Raw genomic sequence first — 16,143 nt, forward strand, 5'->3', positions numbered from 1 at the left:
GGTCACCGGGCGTGGGACCAATTTCACAAGCGGATTCGTGATCGCAGTCTTTAGCGGTGGTCCCCGTAGATCGCTGGCCGGGACCCGGAGTGCAGACATGAGGCAGAGTTCGTCCGGCGTCGATAGCTCCTGGATCAAGAAGGCGGATGAACTGGCGGCTCTGTTTCAGTTCACGGATGCGCTCTATCGTGCCAATTCGCTGGCCGACATTTTCGATGCCACGTTCGATGCGATCGAGCGAGCCTTGCGCTGCCGCCGCGCCTCCATCCTACTTTTCGACTCTGCGGGGGTGATGCGTTTCGTCGCTTCACGCGGGCTCTCCGAAGGCTATCGCCGGGCGGTCGACGGTCACTCACCGTGGAGGCCCGGTGACCGCGAAGCCACCCCGATTTTCGTCAGCGACATAGAGCTTGCCGAAGAGCCTCAGGCGCTCAAGGACACCATAAGGGGCGAGGGGATTCGCGCGCTCGCCTTCATTCCCTTGACCGCCAACGGCGTGGTCATTGGAAAGTTCATGACCTATCGCGAAGTGGTGCATGTCTTCACGGAGGAGGAGGCCGTCCTCTCCCTGACGATCGCTCGGCAACTGGGCTTCAGCATCGAGCGCAGACGGACCGAGGAGGCGCACCAGCGTGCCGAGGAGGGACTTCGCCGCAGCAACGAGCGGCTGCGGATCATCCTCGACAGCGCCAGCGAGTATGCGATCATCACGCTCGACGGTGCCGGACGGATCGCAAGCTGGAACAGTGGCGCCGAACGGCTGCTCGGCTATCGCGACACCGAGATCCTCGGTCAGCCGGGTGACATTTTCTTCAGCCCGCAGGACCGAGCATCGGATGTCCCCGAGCAGGAGATGCGAACGGCGCGCGAGGAGGGGCGCGCGACCAACGAACGCTGGCACTATCGCGAGGATGGATCCCGTTTCTGGGGCTCCGGCGTCATGCTTCCCGTCGAGGAGAGCGGACCGGATCGCTATCTCAAGATCTTCAGGGATCGAACCGAGGAGCGCAGAGCACAAAAGCGCCAGAAGCTGCTGATCGGTGAGCTCAACCATCGTGTGAAGAACACGCTTGCAACCGTGCAGTCCCTTGCCGAACAGACGTTGAAGAGTGCCGATAAGCCGGAAGCCTTTGCCGAAGCGTTCAACGGCCGACTGCTTGCTCTTGCCGGGGCACACGACCTGCTGACCCGCGAGGCATGGCAGGCGGTGTACCTGAACGACATCGCCCGGGCGGTTCTCGCAGCCTGGATCGAAGACGGGCGCGTGGCTCTCCACGGGCCTGCGATCCGCATCAGCCCGAAACAGGCCCTGCCGCTTTCGATGGCGTTCAACGAATTGCTGACCAATGCGATCAAATACGGTTCTCTATCGAGCCCCGGTGGCCGTGTTGCGCTGTCATGGCAATGTAGAGACGTGTGCACGGTCCGGTGGGAAGAGCGCGGAGGACCACTGGCATCGCCCCCTCAGCGGCAGGGTTTCGGGCTGCGCGTTCTCAACCGCGGCCTCGCCAACGAACTGGGACACCCCGTCGATCTCCGGTTCGAGCCGGAAGGTGTCACCTGCACGATCGCGATGGACTTCGTCGACGGTGAGCGTGCCGGCATGGACGACAAGGGGGAATGACCATGTCTGGGATATTGACGGGACGCCGGATACTTGTCGTCGAAGACGAGATGCTGGTGGCCATGTCGATCGAGGACACCTTGGTCGATGCCGGCGGCGAAGTGATTGGTCCTGCGCCAACCGTCGGGCGGGCATTGGGGTTGCTGCAGGAGGAGACGAAAATCGACGCCGTCGTGCTGGACATGAATCTCCAGGGGCACAGCGGGCTCCCGGTCGCCGACGCATGCGATGAAAGATCGATCCCGTTTCTCATATTGAGCGGCTATGGCGACACGGCCCTGAACGGCACGCACCATGCGGCCCCGATCCTTTCCAAGCCCTTCGCGAGTGCGGTGCTGGTGGAGACGCTCAAGACGCTTTTCGGAGGCAACCGCGCGTGACGGGCCCGGGTCGTACCCGGTTGCTGACACCAGCACCGATTGCGTACAGCCGGGATGAGGAACCGCATTTCATCCCGCGGAGTTTGTTCGTTGGACCCAAATGCGTTGGGTGGCCCAATGTGTCGGGTGGATTGTGATCATGAACGCGGAACGCTGGATTCATATTTGCGTCGACATGCAGCGAATGTTCAACGAGGAGACGCCGTGGCAGGTGGATTGGATGGCGACGATCTCCGACCAGGTGGTGGAGGTCGCTAGCCGCTTTCCGGATCGCACCATTTTCACCCGGTTCGTCCCGCCACATTCGCCGGCGGAAATGCCGGGCATGTGGCGGCCCTACTATGAAAAATGGCCGATGATGACCGCGACACGGCTCGATCCGGGCCTGATCAATCTCCTTCCTCCCTTGCAGCGTCTGGTGCCGCCCGCCCGTGTTCTCGACAAGCGCACCTATTCCCCCTGGTTAAGCGGCAAGCTGGAAAGCCTGCTCGCTCACCAGGATATCGGAACGATCGTGGTGACCGGCGGTGAGACGGATGTCTGCGTCCTGGCGACCGCGCTCGGAGCGATCGATCTTGGCTACCGGGTGATCCTGTTGAAGGATGCGGTCTGCAGCTCGGTCGATCAGACGCACAATGCCGCGCTCGAGCTTCTCGGCAATCGCTTTTCGGTTCAGCTGGAGATCGCAACGACCGATGAGTGGCTTGCGCAGGCGCGGGCTTAGGCGCGGCCCATTCGGGAACCTTTGCGCGCCACCCTGTTCGCCGCCCTTCAAGCCATGCTTGGTTCCCTCTCTGGCGATGCCCGGCTGGCCATCAGCCCCATGAGCCCGACACCGATGATCGCTGCCGCATAGATGTCGGTCGTAAGCTGGTAGCCCACCGCCTTCGCCAGGAAGCCGGCCAGAATTGCCGGCAGGCTGAACGCCAGATAGCTCTGGATGTAGATGGTAGACAGCAGCCCGGCGCGCTCCTCGGCTTTTGCCAGCGGCATGACCGAGCCGAGCGTGGCGAGGAAGCTCGTGCCGAAACCCATACCGGTGAGAAGCGTGCCGACGATCAGGATGGGCACATAGGCGAGATGGGTTCCGGCGACCACGGTCAGCATGCCGAATGTCGTGCTCAAGACACCGAAGGTCAGGTTTGCCTTGGGGTTGCGGGCGCGGCGAAGGAAGACGCCCAACGCGCCGGCGGCCATCAGCGCCGCGACCACGGCGCCTCCGGTGAGCGGGTTCTTGCTTCCCGTGGTGGCGGCGACAAGCGAGGGGACGAGTGAGAGGTAAAAACCCCCAAGCGCCCAGTTCGCGATATTTACGGGGGTGACGAGCGCCAGCGGCCGCTTGGCGCGCTGCGGAACGGCGATCCGCGGCATGAGCGAGGACAGCGCTCCGGGACGACGCGCGCCGGTTTCAGGGATCAGCCAGATCGCCGCCGCCTGGACTATGAAGCCGACGAACAGCAGCACATAGATGAGATGCAGCGGAAGGGGGCCGTACTGGATCAGCGCGCTGGTGCCGAGCGCCCCGACCGCCAGGCCGATCAAAGGTGCGAGCGAGTTGACCAGCTGTCCCCTGACGTGATCGACATCGACGAGCGCCGCGCCGATCGAAGCGCCGGCAACGCCGGTCGCAAGACCCTGCACGATGCGTGCTGCGATCAGCCAGCCGGTTCCGTCGGCAAGGACGAACAGAGCCATCGCTGCCATCTCGACGAGCAGCGCTGCGAAAATCACCGGCTTGCGCCCGAGATGATCCGAGATCGAACCGGCGATCAGCAATGCCACGAGAAGTGCGAAGGCATAGACCGCGAAAATAACGGTCATCTCCACCGGGCTGGCGGCGAAGTTCTCCTGGTAGAAGCGGTAAAGCGGGGTTGGGGCCGAGGAGGCGCCGAAGAATGTCGCGAGCGTGACGGCGTAGAAGGCAATGGGATTTGCCGCGCGAGTGCTCTCTCTGGATTCGGAGGATGAAGACATCTATATAACCCTTAAAGCTAAATCGTTGCGTTTCGCAGATTTAGGTATGCTTCGCGCTAAAAGCAAATAATTTGCTTTTATGTTGTTGTGAGAATTTCTGAAGCATCGGCCGCACGGCCGAAGAAAGACGGGGTTGGAGCGAATGGCGACAAAGGAAAGCCCGCGGCCGGGCGGACGAAGCGCCCGGGTTCAGGCATCGGTTCACAAGGCCGTGCAGACCTTGCTGGCGACGCTCGAGCGCACCGAGGTCACAGTTCCGCTGATCGCAGCGGAAGCGGGCGTCACGCCTTCGACCATCTATCGCCGCTGGGGCGACCTGCAGGAATTGCTCGCCGACGTCGCGGTCGAGCGGCTGCGTCCCGACATGGTGCCGGTCGACACCGGAAGTTTTGGCAGTGATCTGATGGCCTGGGCCGAGCAATATGCCGAGGAAATGTCCTCGGGGCCGGGTCGCGAAATGATCCGTGACGTGCTTGCGGCGCAGGATGGCAGCGGTGCCTACCAGTGCTGCAACTTCACCAGGCAGCAGATCGAAGTGATCGCCGAACGCGCCGAGGAGCGTGGTGAAGTCTTTACGGATGTCGAGGCCGTTATGGACGGCGTCGTCGCGCCGATCATGTACCGGATCCTCTTCGGCGGTGCGCCGGACGCGGCGCATGTCGAGCGTCTGGTGACGGCATCGCTGGCATCAAAGCCGGCGCCTTGAGGCGTAGTTGCTTCCAAGAAGCATAACACCCGCATCCCGCGTAGGTCTGGTGAGGATCCCGCAACCGGAACCTAAACCCGTTCCCGGGGTTGGAACGCCTGCTCAACACCTGTTCTGGAGGATGCGAGATGAGACCGTTCCACAAGAGTTCCCTTCTGGCTGGCCTTGCGACTATTGTGATCTTGGCCGCCGGCGGCGTTTCGGCCGAAACCCTGAAGTTCAAGGCGGACATGACGGGATCGGGTGAGGTGCCGCCGAACGAAAGCGCGGGCAAGGGCACAGGCGAGATCACCCTCGATACGACGACGAAGAAGGTGACCTGGACGGTGACCGCCGATGGCCTGTCGGGGGATGCGACCGCCGCCCATTTCCACGGTCCGGCAGCCGCGGGCGAAAATGCCGATCCGGTCGTCGACATCTCGACCTCGATGAAATCTGGTTCTGCCGAGCTTACCGATCAGCAGCTCGCAGATCTGCAAGGCGGAAAGTGGTACCTCAACATCCACACGGCGAAATTCCCCGACGGCGAGATTCGCGGCCAGGTGGAGAAGGCACAGTAGACGCTGGCGGTCTTCTACTTCACTGCGCCATGGGCCAGTCCGCTGACCAGATAGCGCTGCATGAACAGCGCGATCAGGTAGACCGGGGCGATGCCCGCGAGCGAGGCTGCGGCCATCTGGCCGAAATTCACCAGCCTGTCGCCCTGGAAAAGAGAAATGCCGACCGGCAGCGTTCGCGTGGCATCGGAGAAGGTGAAGGCCGAGGCGAAGAGGAACTCGTTGTAGGCGAGCACCGTGACGATGATGAAGGTCGCCACGATGCCGGGCGCAATGATCGGCACCACGATCTGCAGCAGAATGCGCAGCGGCCCCGCTCCGTCGATGGCGGCCGCCTGCTCGATCTCGAGCGGCATCCGGCGCAGGAACGGTGTCAGCAGCCAGAAGGCGACGGGCACGTTGGCAAGCCCGTAGATCAGAACCAGGCCGGCGCGCGTGTCGAGCAGGCCGCTCGTCCTCAGCAGGAAGAACAGCGGGATGAGTGCGACGATCGGCGGCGCCATGTAGCTCGAGAGCGTCACGTCCGAAAGCCATTGGCCACCGATCTTCAACCGCAGGACCGCGTAGGCCGACGGCAGCGTGAGCGCGATGGTGAGCAGCCCCGCCAGCAGCGACACGGTTACGGAATTCACGATGAAGCCGATGACATTGGCCGCCTCGAAGGCCGCCGGCCAGTTGGCAAGGGTCGGCGCCGTCGGCCAGAACGAGCCGTTCAGCACGTCGTCCTTCGTCTTCAGGGAAACGGCGATCAGATAGAGGATGGGCAGGGCGAAAAAGCCGACGATCGGTGCCGTTGCCAGACCCAGCCAGAGATGGTGTCCGACGCGCCTCATAGTTCGCGCCTTTCGAAACGCTGATGCAGGCGCACGACCGGCAGCGTCGCCAGACCGATGACCAGCGCATAGACGATCGTCTCGGCGGCCGCCCGACCGACATCGAACTGCTCTATCGCCCGGCGATAGATGGAAAATCCTGCCGAGGTCGTCGCAAACCCCGGACCGCCGAAGGTGAGGATGTAGACCAGGTCGAACAGCTTGAACGAGAGGATCAGCTTCAGGAGGTAGATGGACGAGAGCGGGGCGGCGACGAGCGGCAGCGTGATATGCCAGAAGCGCTGCCAGCCATTCGCGCCATCGACGAGCGCAGCCTCGCGCACACCCTCCGGGATGGTCGAAAGCGCTGCGAAGCAGAGGATGACGATGAAGGGCGTCCATTGCCAGAGATCGGCGACGGCGATCGCCAACCAGGCCAATAGGGGGTGGCCGAGGAAAGAGATCGGCTGGGAGATCACGCCGTAGTTGATTAATGCGCCGTTCAAGAGCCCGCCTGCGGGCGCGAAGATCAGCTTCCAGGCGATCCCGACCATGACGGGCGGCGTCATCAATGGCAGCAACACAAGGCTCATTAGGAAGCGGCCGCCTTTCAGCAGCGACGTGAAAAGCAGCGCGATCAGGAAACCCAGTGCGAGCTGCAGCAGCGACGTCGACAGCGCGTAGGCGACGCTTCTGCCGATTGCCGAAAGGAAGATCGGATCCTGAAGCGCCGTTGCGAAGTGCTTGACGCCGACGAAGCCGCGAAACGGTTTTCCAAGCGTGCTCTTGCTGAAGGCAAGCCCCAGCAGGAAGACTGTCGGGTAGAGCGTCGTGACGGCCAGTGCGAACACGACGGGAGCGATCCACAAGGCGCGGCCGAGACGCGCTGCAAGGATGCCTCGTCGCGCGGAATGGCGCTCGGCGCCCGGCTCGAGAGCGTCGAGGGTGAAGGCGGTCATGCCGCCTCTGCCAGAACCGGCCGCGTCGGCCCGCTGCCGGCCCGCGTGGCAACCAGCATGTCCTCGATGTCATCGAGGTCACCGGGCGTGAGCGCGACGGTTGCCGCTTCGATCCAGCCGTCGATATGCGTTGGCTGACGTGCCCCAATGATCGCCCCGGTCACACCGGGCCAGGAGAGCGCCCAGGCGGCAGCGATCGCGGCAATGGTCGTCTCGTGCCGCGCGGCGATGGGCCTCAGTCCCTCGGCGAAAGCGAGATTGCGGTGGAGCGCCTCGCCGGAAAATTCCTCGTCGCGCGACCGCCAGTCGTTCGTCGGAAGCGCCCGGGCGCGGGCCGGCGTGAAAGCGCCAGTAAGCAGGCCCGACTGCAGCGGACTATAGGCGATGACGCCGCTGCCATGCGCGCGCACCCAGGGCAGGTCGTTCTCGGCGAACCTGCGTTTGATCGCGGAAAAAGGTGGCTGCACCACGTCGACGGGAGCGACCGTGGCAGCGCGCTCCAGCAGTTCCCGGTCGTGGTTCGAAAGACCGATGGCCCGGACCTTGCCCTCTTTCTTGAGGTCGGCAAAGGTTGCCCAATAGTCTTCGACCGGTGTGCCGTCGTTGGTCGGCCAATGCATCTGGTAAAGGTCGATGACCTCGACGCCGAGCCGCTTCAGCGAAGCCTCCACCTCGCGGCGCAGCGATTTGGCATTGCCGATGCGGGCCGGAAGGGCGTTGCGATTGTCCGGATCCCATACCAGCCCGGCCTTGGTGAAGATCAGCGGGCGCTCGGATTTCGGCAACGTCGAGAGCGCTTCACGAACGATCGCCTCGGAATGACCGAGACCGTAGACCGGTGCCGTGTCGATCCAGTTGATGCCGCGCTCGACCGCATGACGGATAGCTGCAATGGACTGGCTGTCGTCCTGGCTTCCCCAGCCCCATCCCCAATCGGGGCCGCCGATCGCCCAGGCGCCGAAGCCGACGGGAGTGATGTCGAAGCCGGTACGGCCGAGCCTGCGCTTCGGCAAGATTTCCGTGGTCATGATCTTTCACCTCTAAAGAGAAGAGGGGGCGCTGCCGGGAGGAAGCGAGCGCCCCCAGGGAGCAATCAGCCGTTGGTCTCGATGATCTCGGTCCAGGCCTGGTGGGCATCGGCGATCGCCTGTTCTGCGCTCTTGGTGCCGGCCAGCGCCAGCGCCAGCTCGTCGGTCAGCGCGTTTTCGAGCTTCGGCGCATAGACGGCGGTCGGCCAGGCAAGGCTGTTTTCCAAGGCGCCGTCGTCGAGCAGCGGCTGCACGAGCGGCTGGAACGCCCTAAACTTCTCCGACTTCAGGCCCGACTGGCGGTCCGGGTCGATGCCGGATCCGGTCAGCGCCAGCAGCTGCTCGTGATAGTCCTTACTGGTGGCGAGCTTGATCAGGTCCCAGGCGACATTCTTGTTCTTGGATCCGCTGGTGATCGCAAAGCCGAAGCCGGCGTTGAAGGCGAGGCGCGGCGTCTTGTTGCTGCCGCCGGTCGGAATACGGGCCACGCCCCATTTGTCGACGATCTTCGAGCCCTTGGGATCCTGGGCGTAGCCGCCAAGATCGGTCCAGAAATCGATCTGCGCCGCCTTGCCGTTGAGAAAGGCGGGCAGGCCTTCCTCAAAGCGCGTTTCGAGCGGGGTCGGCAGCGCGTGGGGTGCGGAGGCGAGCAGCGACTTCAAGGCCTCGACGGCCTCGGTGCTGTCAAGCGCGGAGGTGCCGTCCGGCTTCAGGAAGTTGCCGCCGAAGCCGGTCAGGCGGTTGGCATAGGTCGAGAGGATGATGACCGGGATCTTGGCGCCCAGGACGGCCGCGCCATAGATGCCGTTCTTCGATTCGGCCTCGGTGATCACCTTGGCGTTCTCGTTGTATTCGTCCCAGGTGGAGGGCGCCTTCAGGCCGTAACGGTCGAAGAGTTCGCGGTTGTAGAACAACAGGTGGCTGTCGCCGTCATAGGGCAGGCCATAGCGGCGGCCGTCGTGCAGCGTGTACTGGTCGTAGATGGTCTGGATGAAATCTTCCGGCTGGATCTCGACCTTGTCGCGCTCGATAAGGTCGGTCACGTCCTCGATCACGCCGTCCTCGGCAAGCTGACCCTTGTAGGTGTAGAAATAGTCGATGACGTCGAACTGGTTGGCGCCCGATTGCACGTCCAGCGTCGCCTTGACGCTGACCTGGTCATAAGGCACCGCCGTGACGTTGACCTTGGCGCCGGTCAGCTTCTCGAAGTCCTCGGCAATCTTCTTGCCGGTGACGACATGCGGCTGGATGATCAGCAGATTGATCGTGCGCCCGGCGTACTTGTTGCCGGAAGCAAGGGCCGTCGACGAGGCAAGTGGGGCGATGAAGGGCAGGGTGCCCGCGGCGGCAAGCGATTTCAGCACGCTGCGGCGGCGATAGGCCTGGCCGAAAATGGAAATGGACATGGAATCCTCCGTCGAGATCTGAGTTCTGGCGGTCGGCGATGGCGTACGCCAATCCGTTGGCCGGCGGTCTGCGCCGTGCGACTTTGCTTCAGCATCATGGGGGAGAAGAGGATTCTGATACACAGATAATACATATATTTTATGGATTATATGAGAACGATTTTCCTGCGGCGAGCCGCCGGTCGGGGTAGGAATTTCTCAGGCGACCCGATCGCCGCATGAATGCCGTTGGAGGCGGAAGACGCTCCCGTCGGCGCTGTTGCGGGAACGAGCCGCGCCAGACCGTAGAGACGGCAGAGGAAGCCGATTGGGCCTACTGCATGTTTCCTTTAATCGTAGCCGGTTAAAGGACAAAAACATGCAGCAAATCAAAGTGCTACAGCGACCTTTGCGCGTCTGATAAGACGCGCGGCGCTGTAGGCGCTCAGACGCTCAGGGCCCAATCGCTGTGGTCATACCTCGAAGACGTCCTCGAACGATTCCGGGAAGCTCTGGCGGGCAACCTTCTCGTTGATGATGAGCAACGCTTCATAGGACACGGGATCGAAATCCTTGTCGACCGGCAGCACCTCGCGTCCGAACAGGAGGTTCAGCCGGGCGGCATCGAGATTGCCGCGCTCGAAAGGTTCCGCACCGAAATGATGCCAGAGGGCGTGGAGGAAGGCCGCATCGATGCGGTGCGCCCCAGATCCCGGCCGGGCATGGCGAGGCAGCGCCTTGATCGGCGTTGCCCCCTTGGGATTGGCCCGACGGATGACGAACTGGATGCCCGTGCCCGGCATGGCGTAGGGAAAACCCCGATGTTTCGTCATATCAGCCAGCTTGGCCATTCTGTTCTCCTTACGCGGTCTGCTTCTCGACGATCTTGTCCTCAGTCTTCGTGTCGAAGTCGGAGGCGTCGTGACGCTCATGCAATTGCTCGGCCGGATCGCCGCTCAGCCGGTTGACCATGCGGCCGCGCTTGACCGCCGGGCGAGCGGCAATTTCGGCCGTCCAGCGCTGGACGTGCTCGTAGCTCTGAACCTCGAGGAAGGTGCCAGCGTCGCCATAGGCCTGGCCAAGTGCCAGGTTGCCATACCAGGGCCAGGTCGCCATGTCGGCGATGGTGTATTCGGAGCCGGCGAGGAACCGGTGGTTGGCAAGATGGCGGTCGAGCACATCGAGCTGGCGCTTCACTTCCATGGCGTAGCGGTCGATGGCGTATTTGATCTGCATCGGCGCATAGGCGTAGAAATGACCGAAGCCGCCGCCCAGGAACGGTGCCGAGCCCATCTGCCAGAACAGCCAGTTCAAGGTCTCGGTGCGGGCGCGAAGCTCGCTCGGCAGGAAGGCGCCGAATTTCTCAGCGAGATAGGTGAGGATGGAGGCCGACTCGAAGACGCGGACCGGCTCGCCGCCGCCCTTCGGCTGATGGTCCGTCAGCGCCGGGATCTTGGAGTTGGGGTTGACGTCGACGAAGCCGGAACCGAACTGGTCGCCATCGCCGATCCGGATCGGCCAGGCGTCATATTCGGCGCCCGAATGGCCCGCCGCCAGAAGCTCTTCGAGCATGATCGTGACTTTCACGCCATTCGGAGTCGCGAGCGAATAAAGCTGCAGCGGGTGCTTGCCGACCGGCAGGTCCTTGTCGTGTGTCGGTCCGGCGATCGGGCGGTTGATGCTGGCAAACGCGCCGCCGTTGCCTTTGTCCCAGGTCCAGACCTTGGGAACTTGGTAGCCGGCAGGGAAATTGTCAGCGGGGGATTTTTCGGTCATGAAATCTGTCCTTGTCGTCTAAAGGCATATCCAACGGGCAAGCAACGTCACAAAACATGCGATGTCGGCCAGCTGCTTCGCGCAGTTCTATACCGTCCTTTCGGTACCTGCCAGAAAAACGGTTTCTCTTCGTGCCCGCGCGCTAGCAAGCAAGTTTCGGAGACGTGCGACTTTTTCGACATGCGCATGTCCGCTTTGGCCAGCGGGAACACCAGCGGCAGATCGCCCGCCGCGGTGCAGCATCAACCGCGCCGTGCCGCCTCGATCGCGGCCACGTCGATTTTGCGCATGTCCATCATGGCCTCGAATGCGCGCTTCGCCTCGCCGCCGCCGGCCGCCAGCGCTTCCATCAGGACCCCGGGCGTGATCTGCCAGGAGATCCCCCATTTGTCCTTGCACCAGCCGCACGCGCTTTCCTCGCCGCCATTGTTGACGATGGCGTTCCAGTAGCGGTCGGTCTCTTCCTGATCGTCGGTGGCGATCTGGAACGAGAAGGCCTCGTTGTGCTTGAACATCGGCCCCCCGTTGAGGCCGAGACAGGCGACGCCCGCAACGGTGAACTCGACCGTCAACACATCGCCCTCCTTGCCGGACGGATAGTCGCCGGGCGCCCGGTGCACTGCGGTCAGACGGCTGTCCGGGAAGACCTCGGCGTAGAACCGCGCAGCGGCTTCGGCGTCCTTGTCATACCAGAGGCAGATCGTGTTCTTTGCCATAGCCTTGTTCCTTTCGCGTTGAAGGCTTGCGGCCCTCTCCATGGGGTCTCATACGAAATAGGTAGCAGCCCGGTTATCTCCAGCCCGAAAGTGCTAGTGCGCTTTGCTGAGCGCAGATGATGACGACGCCACCGCTTGCGGCTTCTACGCGTCGGTTCGATCGCGTACGATCTGATTTCCGTTCGTCAAGATCAATCGTCTACATATGTGAACGATAAGTCTATTTTCGGCAGTCTACAGAGGTAGCGTCCACGCGAATATATCCATGGCATCAACCATGGAGAAACCGACATGCACACTATCGCTGAACCGATCTTCACCGCGGGCTTTCCGCTCGGCAGTTCCGCCGGACTGGTCACCGCGTTTGAATGGCTCGGCCAACCCTACCGCCTCACCCGCGTCGACATGCTCGGTGAAATGCGCACCGAGGCCTATCAGCGGCTGAACGGCCGGGTCGAAACGCCCGTGTTGGTCACCGACGAAGGGCGTGTCCATACGGAAACGATGGCGATCGCGCTGTGGCTCGAGGGGCGGGACCATGAGCGCCGCATCAGCTTCGCGCCCGGAACCTACGAAGCCGACCGGATGCATCAGTTCATCGCTTTCCTCAACACCGGCTTCACCGGTGCCTTCTTCCCGATGTGGGTGGCGCTGGAGGCGGAAGAGGCTACGGAAGAATATCGCCAAACGCTCCGCGTCTTCGGCCGTGAGTTTGTCGCTAAGCGCCATGCGCAGCTCGAGGCGATGATGGGGGACAGCGACTACCTGCTGGGCGGCCGGCCGACACTGGCCGATGCGGTTTTCGTCGGCGTCGCCCGCTGGGTGGATTTTCACGAGGCGATCGAGCCCGAGGACTATGAACGGAACTACCCGCGCATCCATGCGCTGCGCAAACGCATCGAGGCTGATCCCGCATTCCGCTTCGCATTGGCGATCGAAGACGGCGAACCTGCCGCCGGCAACGGTTCGATGAAAGGTCTCGTTCCGCTTGAGGACGTGTTGCGTTTGACGGGCGCGATTGCGGTCTGAGCCGCCGGAGTGTTGCGCGCCGATGGTCGCGGCGCGCGACCTGCCACGCTGTCAGAGGCGCCGCGCGAAATCGATGATCGCGTCGCTCACGAGGTCCGGACGCTCCTGCGGGAGCCAATGTCCGCTGCCGGGCACGACGATCTTGCCCTTGAGTTGGGGGACGAGGCCGGGCATTGCATCGATGATATCGAGCATCCCCGGTATGCTGAGCCCGGTGTCCCGCTCGCCGATCATGAACAGGGCCGGTACATCGACCATGACGCCGGCGAGCGCCGCTTGCAGTTGCCAGTTGCGATCCAGGTTGCGGTAGTAGTTCAGGCCACCGCGAAAACCGGAGCGAGCGAAAGCCGCCGCATAGGCGTCGAGGTCGGCAGCGGTCAGCCAGTCCGGCATTTGCTGCGGATCGGGAAGGGCTGCGAGCAGCCCGTCGCGCCGCGAGACCATTCCGAACGGATTTGGCGTCTGGTCTCCGGCTTGCCGCGGGCCGGCCTCTCCCGAAGCCGCGAAGAGGATTTTCCGCAGCGCCTGTCGAATGTCCCGCTCCAGTTTTTCCTCGGCGATGCCGGGTTCCTGGAAGTAGAGTGTGTAGAGTTGTGCCTCATCGGTCTGCGGGAAGATGCGGGTTGGCGGCACGGGTGGCTGGGCCATCATCGGAACGCTGATCGCGACCACGCCGCGGAAGCGGTCGGGCCGCATCTGCGCCGCCTGCCACGCGACCGTCGCGCCCCAGTCGTTGCCGACGATGAGGGCGGTCTCTGCGCCGAGGGCGTCCAAGAGCGCGACCATATCCCCGACAAGGTGAAACAGGGTGTATTCGTCGATCGCCGAGGGGCATTCCGTATGCCCATATCCGCGCATGTCCGGCGCCACCGCACGAAATCCGGCCTTGGCCAGCGCCGCGATTTGATGACGCCAGGCGTGGGCCGTTTCCGGAAAGCCGTGGCAGAAGAGGACAAGTGGCCCTTCTCCCTGTTCGACGACATTCATCCGGATCGTTCTCGTCTCGATGGTGCGAGCAGGCATTTTCGGTCCTTCCGCTCTTGATGTCGTACCGCAGATGGCGCTCGGCGCGGCGCTACACGGCCATGCGGCCGCCAACAGACAGGCCAACATCGTTCGTCTTCGCATCCCTGGGCCCTTGATTCCGTAATTATCTAAGTTACAGAATTGGGTGAGGTCAAGTATGCGTAACAATAAAAGTTACGCTTTAGGGGTGGCATATGAAACGAGACAGCCGGCTGGCGCGCATGATCCACGTGCTCATCCATATGGGGCTTTTGGGCGGGCGCGAGACCTCGGAAACCATCTCAAAGATGCTGAACACCAATCCCGTGGTCGTGCGCCGCACGATGGCGGCGTTGAAGCGCAAGGGCGTGGTGGGTTCAGAGGGAGGGCGCGGTGGCGGATGGGTGCTGCTGCGGTCTCTGGACGACTTGACGGTCCTGGACATCCAGAAAGCGCTCGACGAAGGCGAGGTTTTGTCCGCCGGCGTTTCGGAAGATCATCCAACCTGTCCGGTGGAGCGGGCGGCGAACGCCGCCCTGGTGCAGGCCTTCGACAAGGCGGAGAGCACTCTGCTGGACGAGTTCGCAAAGCTCAGGCTATCGATCATCGCGGAGCATGCCCTGTCGGCGGACAGGCAGCTGACACGGCACCAAGACGGAAGAAATGATGGCTGACAACAGCGCTGACCATCCGCGTTTCGTATGGCGCGGCGACTTCGCGAATGCCGAGTTGAATGCGCTGCATGCCGAGTGTTTCGAACACGCGCTTGCCGGTGACGATTGGTGGAAACAGGTGAACACCTTCAGCCTCGGCTGGGTTTGCTTGCGTCTCTCGGGCAAGCTTGCCGGTTTCGTCAATGTCGCCTGGGATGGCGGTGTGCACGCTTTTCTGCTCGACACCATGGTCTCAGCGCCCTGGCGGCGAAAGGGTTACGCGCGCCGGCTCGTCGAAGAGGCGGTGGCAAATGCAAGGCTGTCGGGTTGCGAGTGGCTGCATGTCGACTTTGATGCGCATCTTCGCGACTTTTACCTTGAAGTCTGCGGGTTCGTTCCCACGGATGCCGGCCTGATCCGCCTTCGCCAGGACTAGCGAATGCGAGCCCCGATCGGGGCTTCCGTTGCGAATTAAAGATGAGTAAAGAAGGAAGGAATTAGATCGAGGCGCGGCCTCTGATTCCCCGAGCATTGGGCAATTGATGACGTTCCAGCCACGGATGCAGAACAAGATCTCCGGCTTCAAGGTCCTCGGCGGTTTGCGCCGCCGGGAATGGAACGGGATCATCGCCGACGTCTGGGATGTCGAATGCGAGGCGCGGGCGGGCGGTCACTATGTGTCGGATGATCCGCGCATGTTCATCGTGCTCGATGCCCAAGGCGGGAGCCGCTGCAACGTCAAGCTTTCGCCCGGCGGCCCCGGGACGGTGCAGAACTATCGCGAACAAGGTCTTTCCTACATCCCGGCGGGCATGGAAATCTGGGCCGATGTCGTCGATGTGCAATACATCCGCCATCTCGATCTGCACTTCAATCTCGATGTCCTCAGCCGACGGCTGATGGAAGACCTCGACGCCAGCCGTTGCAACGCGCCCCGGCTGATGTTTCATGATGAGCGTTTCCTGCAACTCGCACGGCTCATCGCTGCGGAGTGCCTCAATCCGCAGCCATTGCATGATCTCTACGGGGACGGCCTCACGGTCGCGCTGTTCATCGACCTGATGAAGCTCAACCGTGCCGATCCGCGCAAGCGCAGTCCGCTTGCTGCCTGGCAGATGCGCCGCGTGGCCGATTACATCGAGGAGAACTTCGGCCGCAACATCCGGCTTGAGGAATTGGCAACGCTTGCCGGGTTGTCGCAATCGCATTTCAGTCATGCCTTCAAGGCCTCGACCGGCATGCCGCCGCATCAGTGGCAGACGAAAACGCGCGTCGAACGGGCCAAGCAACTCCTGCTCAAGAATGACGCGTCGCTGACGGCGATTGCCGTCGAGACCGGGTTTTCGGACCAGGCGCATTTCACCCGGGTCTTCCGCAAGGTTGTCGGCACAACGCCGGCGCAATGGAAGCGGAGCCGATTGGCCTGAGCAAATCGCCGCGCGCACGGGCGATTGTTCGCCGCAAATTGCCCAGGATCGTTCAATTGTCGCGGATCGCTCCAAGCGTCGGCATAATAGTTGATATAAACACTCATCTTAT

18 protein-coding genes are annotated in these 16,143 nt (G+C 62.7%); 9 read left to right on the forward strand and 9 right to left on the reverse strand.

Going from position 1 to position 16,143, the window contains the following annotated elements; all coding sequences use genetic code 11:
* Positions 1 to 97 precede the first annotated feature (97 nt).
* From IB265_RS28010 to IB265_RS28020, 3 genes are all read left to right on the forward strand, one after another.
* Positions 98 to 1,624 carry a sensor histidine kinase gene (locus IB265_RS28010; RefSeq protein ID WP_057255242.1) on the forward strand — a complete coding sequence of 509 codons (1,527 nt, stop codon included), beginning with the start codon at positions 98 to 100 and terminating at the stop codon, positions 1,622 to 1,624.
* Between the two features lie 2 nt (positions 1,625 to 1,626).
* Positions 1,627 to 2,004: a response regulator gene (locus tag IB265_RS28015; RefSeq protein ID WP_093232700.1), complete on the forward strand. Its 378-nt coding sequence runs from the start codon at positions 1,627 to 1,629 to the stop codon at positions 2,002 to 2,004.
* Between the two features lie 139 nt (positions 2,005 to 2,143).
* Positions 2,144 to 2,728 (forward strand): cysteine hydrolase family protein, encoded by a 585-nt coding sequence (locus tag IB265_RS28020; protein WP_057255244.1) that lies wholly within the window; start codon positions 2,144 to 2,146, stop codon positions 2,726 to 2,728.
* A gap of 47 nt (positions 2,729 to 2,775) precedes the next feature.
* Here IB265_RS28020 and IB265_RS28025 read toward each other — a convergent pair whose 3' ends face one another.
* A complete protein-coding gene (locus IB265_RS28025; RefSeq protein ID WP_057255245.1) occupies positions 2,776 to 3,978 on the reverse strand; it encodes an MFS transporter in 1,203 nt (400 codons plus the stop codon).
* A gap of 142 nt (positions 3,979 to 4,120) precedes the next feature.
* On the opposite strand from IB265_RS28025, the gene IB265_RS28030 reads away from it, so the two are divergent.
* Positions 4,121 to 4,684 (forward strand): TetR/AcrR family transcriptional regulator, encoded by a 564-nt coding sequence (locus IB265_RS28030; RefSeq protein ID WP_057255246.1) that lies wholly within the window; start codon positions 4,121 to 4,123, stop codon positions 4,682 to 4,684.
* Between the two features lie 128 nt (positions 4,685 to 4,812).
* A complete protein-coding gene (locus IB265_RS28035; RefSeq protein ID WP_057255247.1) occupies positions 4,813 to 5,244 on the forward strand; it encodes a CHRD domain-containing protein in 432 nt (143 codons plus the stop codon).
* Positions 5,245 to 5,258: 14 nt separating this feature from the next.
* On the opposite strand, the gene IB265_RS28040 is transcribed toward IB265_RS28035, so the two are convergent.
* The 7 genes from IB265_RS28040 to IB265_RS28070 form a co-directional block, all read right to left on the reverse strand.
* A complete protein-coding gene (locus IB265_RS28040; protein ID WP_057255248.1) occupies positions 5,259 to 6,074 on the reverse strand; it encodes a carbohydrate ABC transporter permease in 816 nt (271 codons plus the stop codon).
* Positions 6,071 to 7,012, reverse strand: coding sequence for a carbohydrate ABC transporter permease (locus IB265_RS28045; protein ID WP_057255249.1), 942 nt, complete (start codon positions 7,010 to 7,012; stop codon positions 6,071 to 6,073). The genes IB265_RS28040 and IB265_RS28045 overlap by 4 nt, the downstream gene beginning before the upstream one ends.
* Entirely contained in the window at positions 7,009 to 8,040 is a 1,032-nt protein-coding gene (locus IB265_RS28050; RefSeq protein WP_057255250.1) for an aldo/keto reductase, read from the reverse strand. The genes IB265_RS28045 and IB265_RS28050 overlap by 4 nt, the downstream gene beginning before the upstream one ends.
* 65 nt (positions 8,041 to 8,105) lie before the next feature.
* A complete protein-coding gene (locus tag IB265_RS28055) occupies positions 8,106 to 9,446 on the reverse strand; it encodes a sugar ABC transporter substrate-binding protein (RefSeq protein ID WP_057255251.1) in 1,341 nt (446 codons plus the stop codon).
* Between the two features lie 452 nt (positions 9,447 to 9,898).
* Positions 9,899 to 10,276 (reverse strand): hypothetical protein, encoded by a 378-nt coding sequence (locus IB265_RS28060; RefSeq protein ID WP_057255252.1) that lies wholly within the window; start codon positions 10,274 to 10,276, stop codon positions 9,899 to 9,901.
* Positions 10,277 to 10,286: 10 nt separating this feature from the next.
* Positions 10,287 to 11,201, reverse strand: a complete 915-nt coding sequence (gene yghU / locus IB265_RS28065) for a glutathione-dependent disulfide-bond oxidoreductase (RefSeq protein WP_112996492.1) — start codon at positions 11,199 to 11,201, stop codon at positions 10,287 to 10,289.
* A 242-nt stretch (positions 11,202 to 11,443) separates the two neighbouring features.
* Positions 11,444 to 11,917 (reverse strand): VOC family protein, encoded by a 474-nt coding sequence (locus IB265_RS28070; protein WP_057255254.1) that lies wholly within the window; start codon positions 11,915 to 11,917, stop codon positions 11,444 to 11,446.
* 291 nt (positions 11,918 to 12,208) lie between these two features.
* On the opposite strand from IB265_RS28070, the gene IB265_RS28075 reads away from it, so the two are divergent.
* Complete coding sequence (locus IB265_RS28075; RefSeq protein WP_057255255.1) at positions 12,209 to 12,946, forward strand: glutathione S-transferase family protein; 738 nt, start codon at positions 12,209 to 12,211, stop codon at positions 12,944 to 12,946.
* Between the two features lie 51 nt (positions 12,947 to 12,997).
* Here the strand turns inward: IB265_RS28075 and IB265_RS28080 are convergent, their stop codons facing one another.
* Positions 12,998 to 13,969, reverse strand: coding sequence for an alpha/beta fold hydrolase (locus tag IB265_RS28080; RefSeq protein WP_057255256.1), 972 nt, complete (start codon positions 13,967 to 13,969; stop codon positions 12,998 to 13,000).
* A gap of 197 nt (positions 13,970 to 14,166) precedes the next feature.
* Here IB265_RS28080 and IB265_RS28085 point away from each other — a divergent pair, with 197 nt between their 5' ends.
* The 3 genes from IB265_RS28085 (at position 14,167) to IB265_RS28095 (ending at position 16,031) form a co-directional block, all read left to right on the forward strand.
* A complete protein-coding gene (locus tag IB265_RS28085) occupies positions 14,167 to 14,625 on the forward strand; it encodes an Rrf2 family transcriptional regulator (protein WP_057255257.1) in 459 nt (152 codons plus the stop codon).
* Complete coding sequence (locus IB265_RS28090; protein ID WP_057255258.1) at positions 14,618 to 15,040, forward strand: GNAT family N-acetyltransferase; 423 nt, start codon at positions 14,618 to 14,620, stop codon at positions 15,038 to 15,040. Before IB265_RS28085 ends, IB265_RS28090 begins: the two co-directional genes overlap by 8 nt.
* Before the next feature lie 106 nt (positions 15,041 to 15,146).
* Positions 15,147 to 16,031, forward strand: coding sequence for an AraC family transcriptional regulator (locus IB265_RS28095; protein ID WP_057255259.1), 885 nt, complete (start codon positions 15,147 to 15,149; stop codon positions 16,029 to 16,031).
* Positions 16,032 to 16,143: the final 112 nt, after the last annotated feature.

Origin of the sequence: Ensifer sp. ENS10, from assembly GCF_014852025.1 — a bacterium.
Lineage (GTDB): Bacteria > Pseudomonadota > Alphaproteobacteria > Rhizobiales > Rhizobiaceae > Ensifer.

Bases quoted from the DNA above. Each gene is read 5' to 3' on its own strand.
- IB265_RS28010 (WP_057255242.1), top strand. From the start codon at position 98: ATGAGGCAGAGTTCGTCCGGCGTCGATAGCTCCTGGATCAAGAAGGCG.
- IB265_RS28015 (WP_093232700.1), top strand. From the start codon at position 1,627: ATGTCTGGGATATTGACGGGACGCCGGATACTTGTCGTCGAAGACGAG.
- IB265_RS28020 (WP_057255244.1), top strand. From the start codon at position 2,144: ATGAACGCGGAACGCTGGATTCATATTTGCGTCGACATGCAGCGAATG.
- IB265_RS28025 (WP_057255245.1), bottom strand. From the start codon at position 3,978: ATGTCTTCATCCTCCGAATCCAGAGAGAGCACTCGCGCGGCAAATCCC.
- IB265_RS28030 (WP_057255246.1), top strand. From the start codon at position 4,121: ATGGCGACAAAGGAAAGCCCGCGGCCGGGCGGACGAAGCGCCCGGGTT.
- IB265_RS28035 (WP_057255247.1), top strand. From the start codon at position 4,813: ATGAGACCGTTCCACAAGAGTTCCCTTCTGGCTGGCCTTGCGACTATT.
- IB265_RS28040 (WP_057255248.1), bottom strand. From the start codon at position 6,074: ATGAGGCGCGTCGGACACCATCTCTGGCTGGGTCTGGCAACGGCACCG.
- IB265_RS28045 (WP_057255249.1), bottom strand. From the start codon at position 7,012: ATGACCGCCTTCACCCTCGACGCTCTCGAGCCGGGCGCCGAGCGCCAT.
- IB265_RS28050 (WP_057255250.1), bottom strand. From the start codon at position 8,040: ATGACCACGGAAATCTTGCCGAAGCGCAGGCTCGGCCGTACCGGCTTC.
- IB265_RS28055 (WP_057255251.1), bottom strand. From the start codon at position 9,446: ATGTCCATTTCCATTTTCGGCCAGGCCTATCGCCGCCGCAGCGTGCTG.
- IB265_RS28060 (WP_057255252.1), bottom strand. From the start codon at position 10,276: ATGGCCAAGCTGGCTGATATGACGAAACATCGGGGTTTTCCCTACGCC.
- yghU (WP_112996492.1), bottom strand. From the start codon at position 11,201: ATGACCGAAAAATCCCCCGCTGACAATTTCCCTGCCGGCTACCAAGTT.
- IB265_RS28070 (WP_057255254.1), bottom strand. From the start codon at position 11,917: ATGGCAAAGAACACGATCTGCCTCTGGTATGACAAGGACGCCGAAGCC.
- IB265_RS28075 (WP_057255255.1), top strand. From the start codon at position 12,209: ATGCACACTATCGCTGAACCGATCTTCACCGCGGGCTTTCCGCTCGGC.
- IB265_RS28080 (WP_057255256.1), bottom strand. From the start codon at position 13,969: ATGCCTGCTCGCACCATCGAGACGAGAACGATCCGGATGAATGTCGTC.
- IB265_RS28085 (WP_057255257.1), top strand. From the start codon at position 14,167: ATGAAACGAGACAGCCGGCTGGCGCGCATGATCCACGTGCTCATCCAT.
- IB265_RS28090 (WP_057255258.1), top strand. From the start codon at position 14,618: ATGGCTGACAACAGCGCTGACCATCCGCGTTTCGTATGGCGCGGCGAC.
- IB265_RS28095 (WP_057255259.1), top strand. From the start codon at position 15,147: ATGACGTTCCAGCCACGGATGCAGAACAAGATCTCCGGCTTCAAGGTC.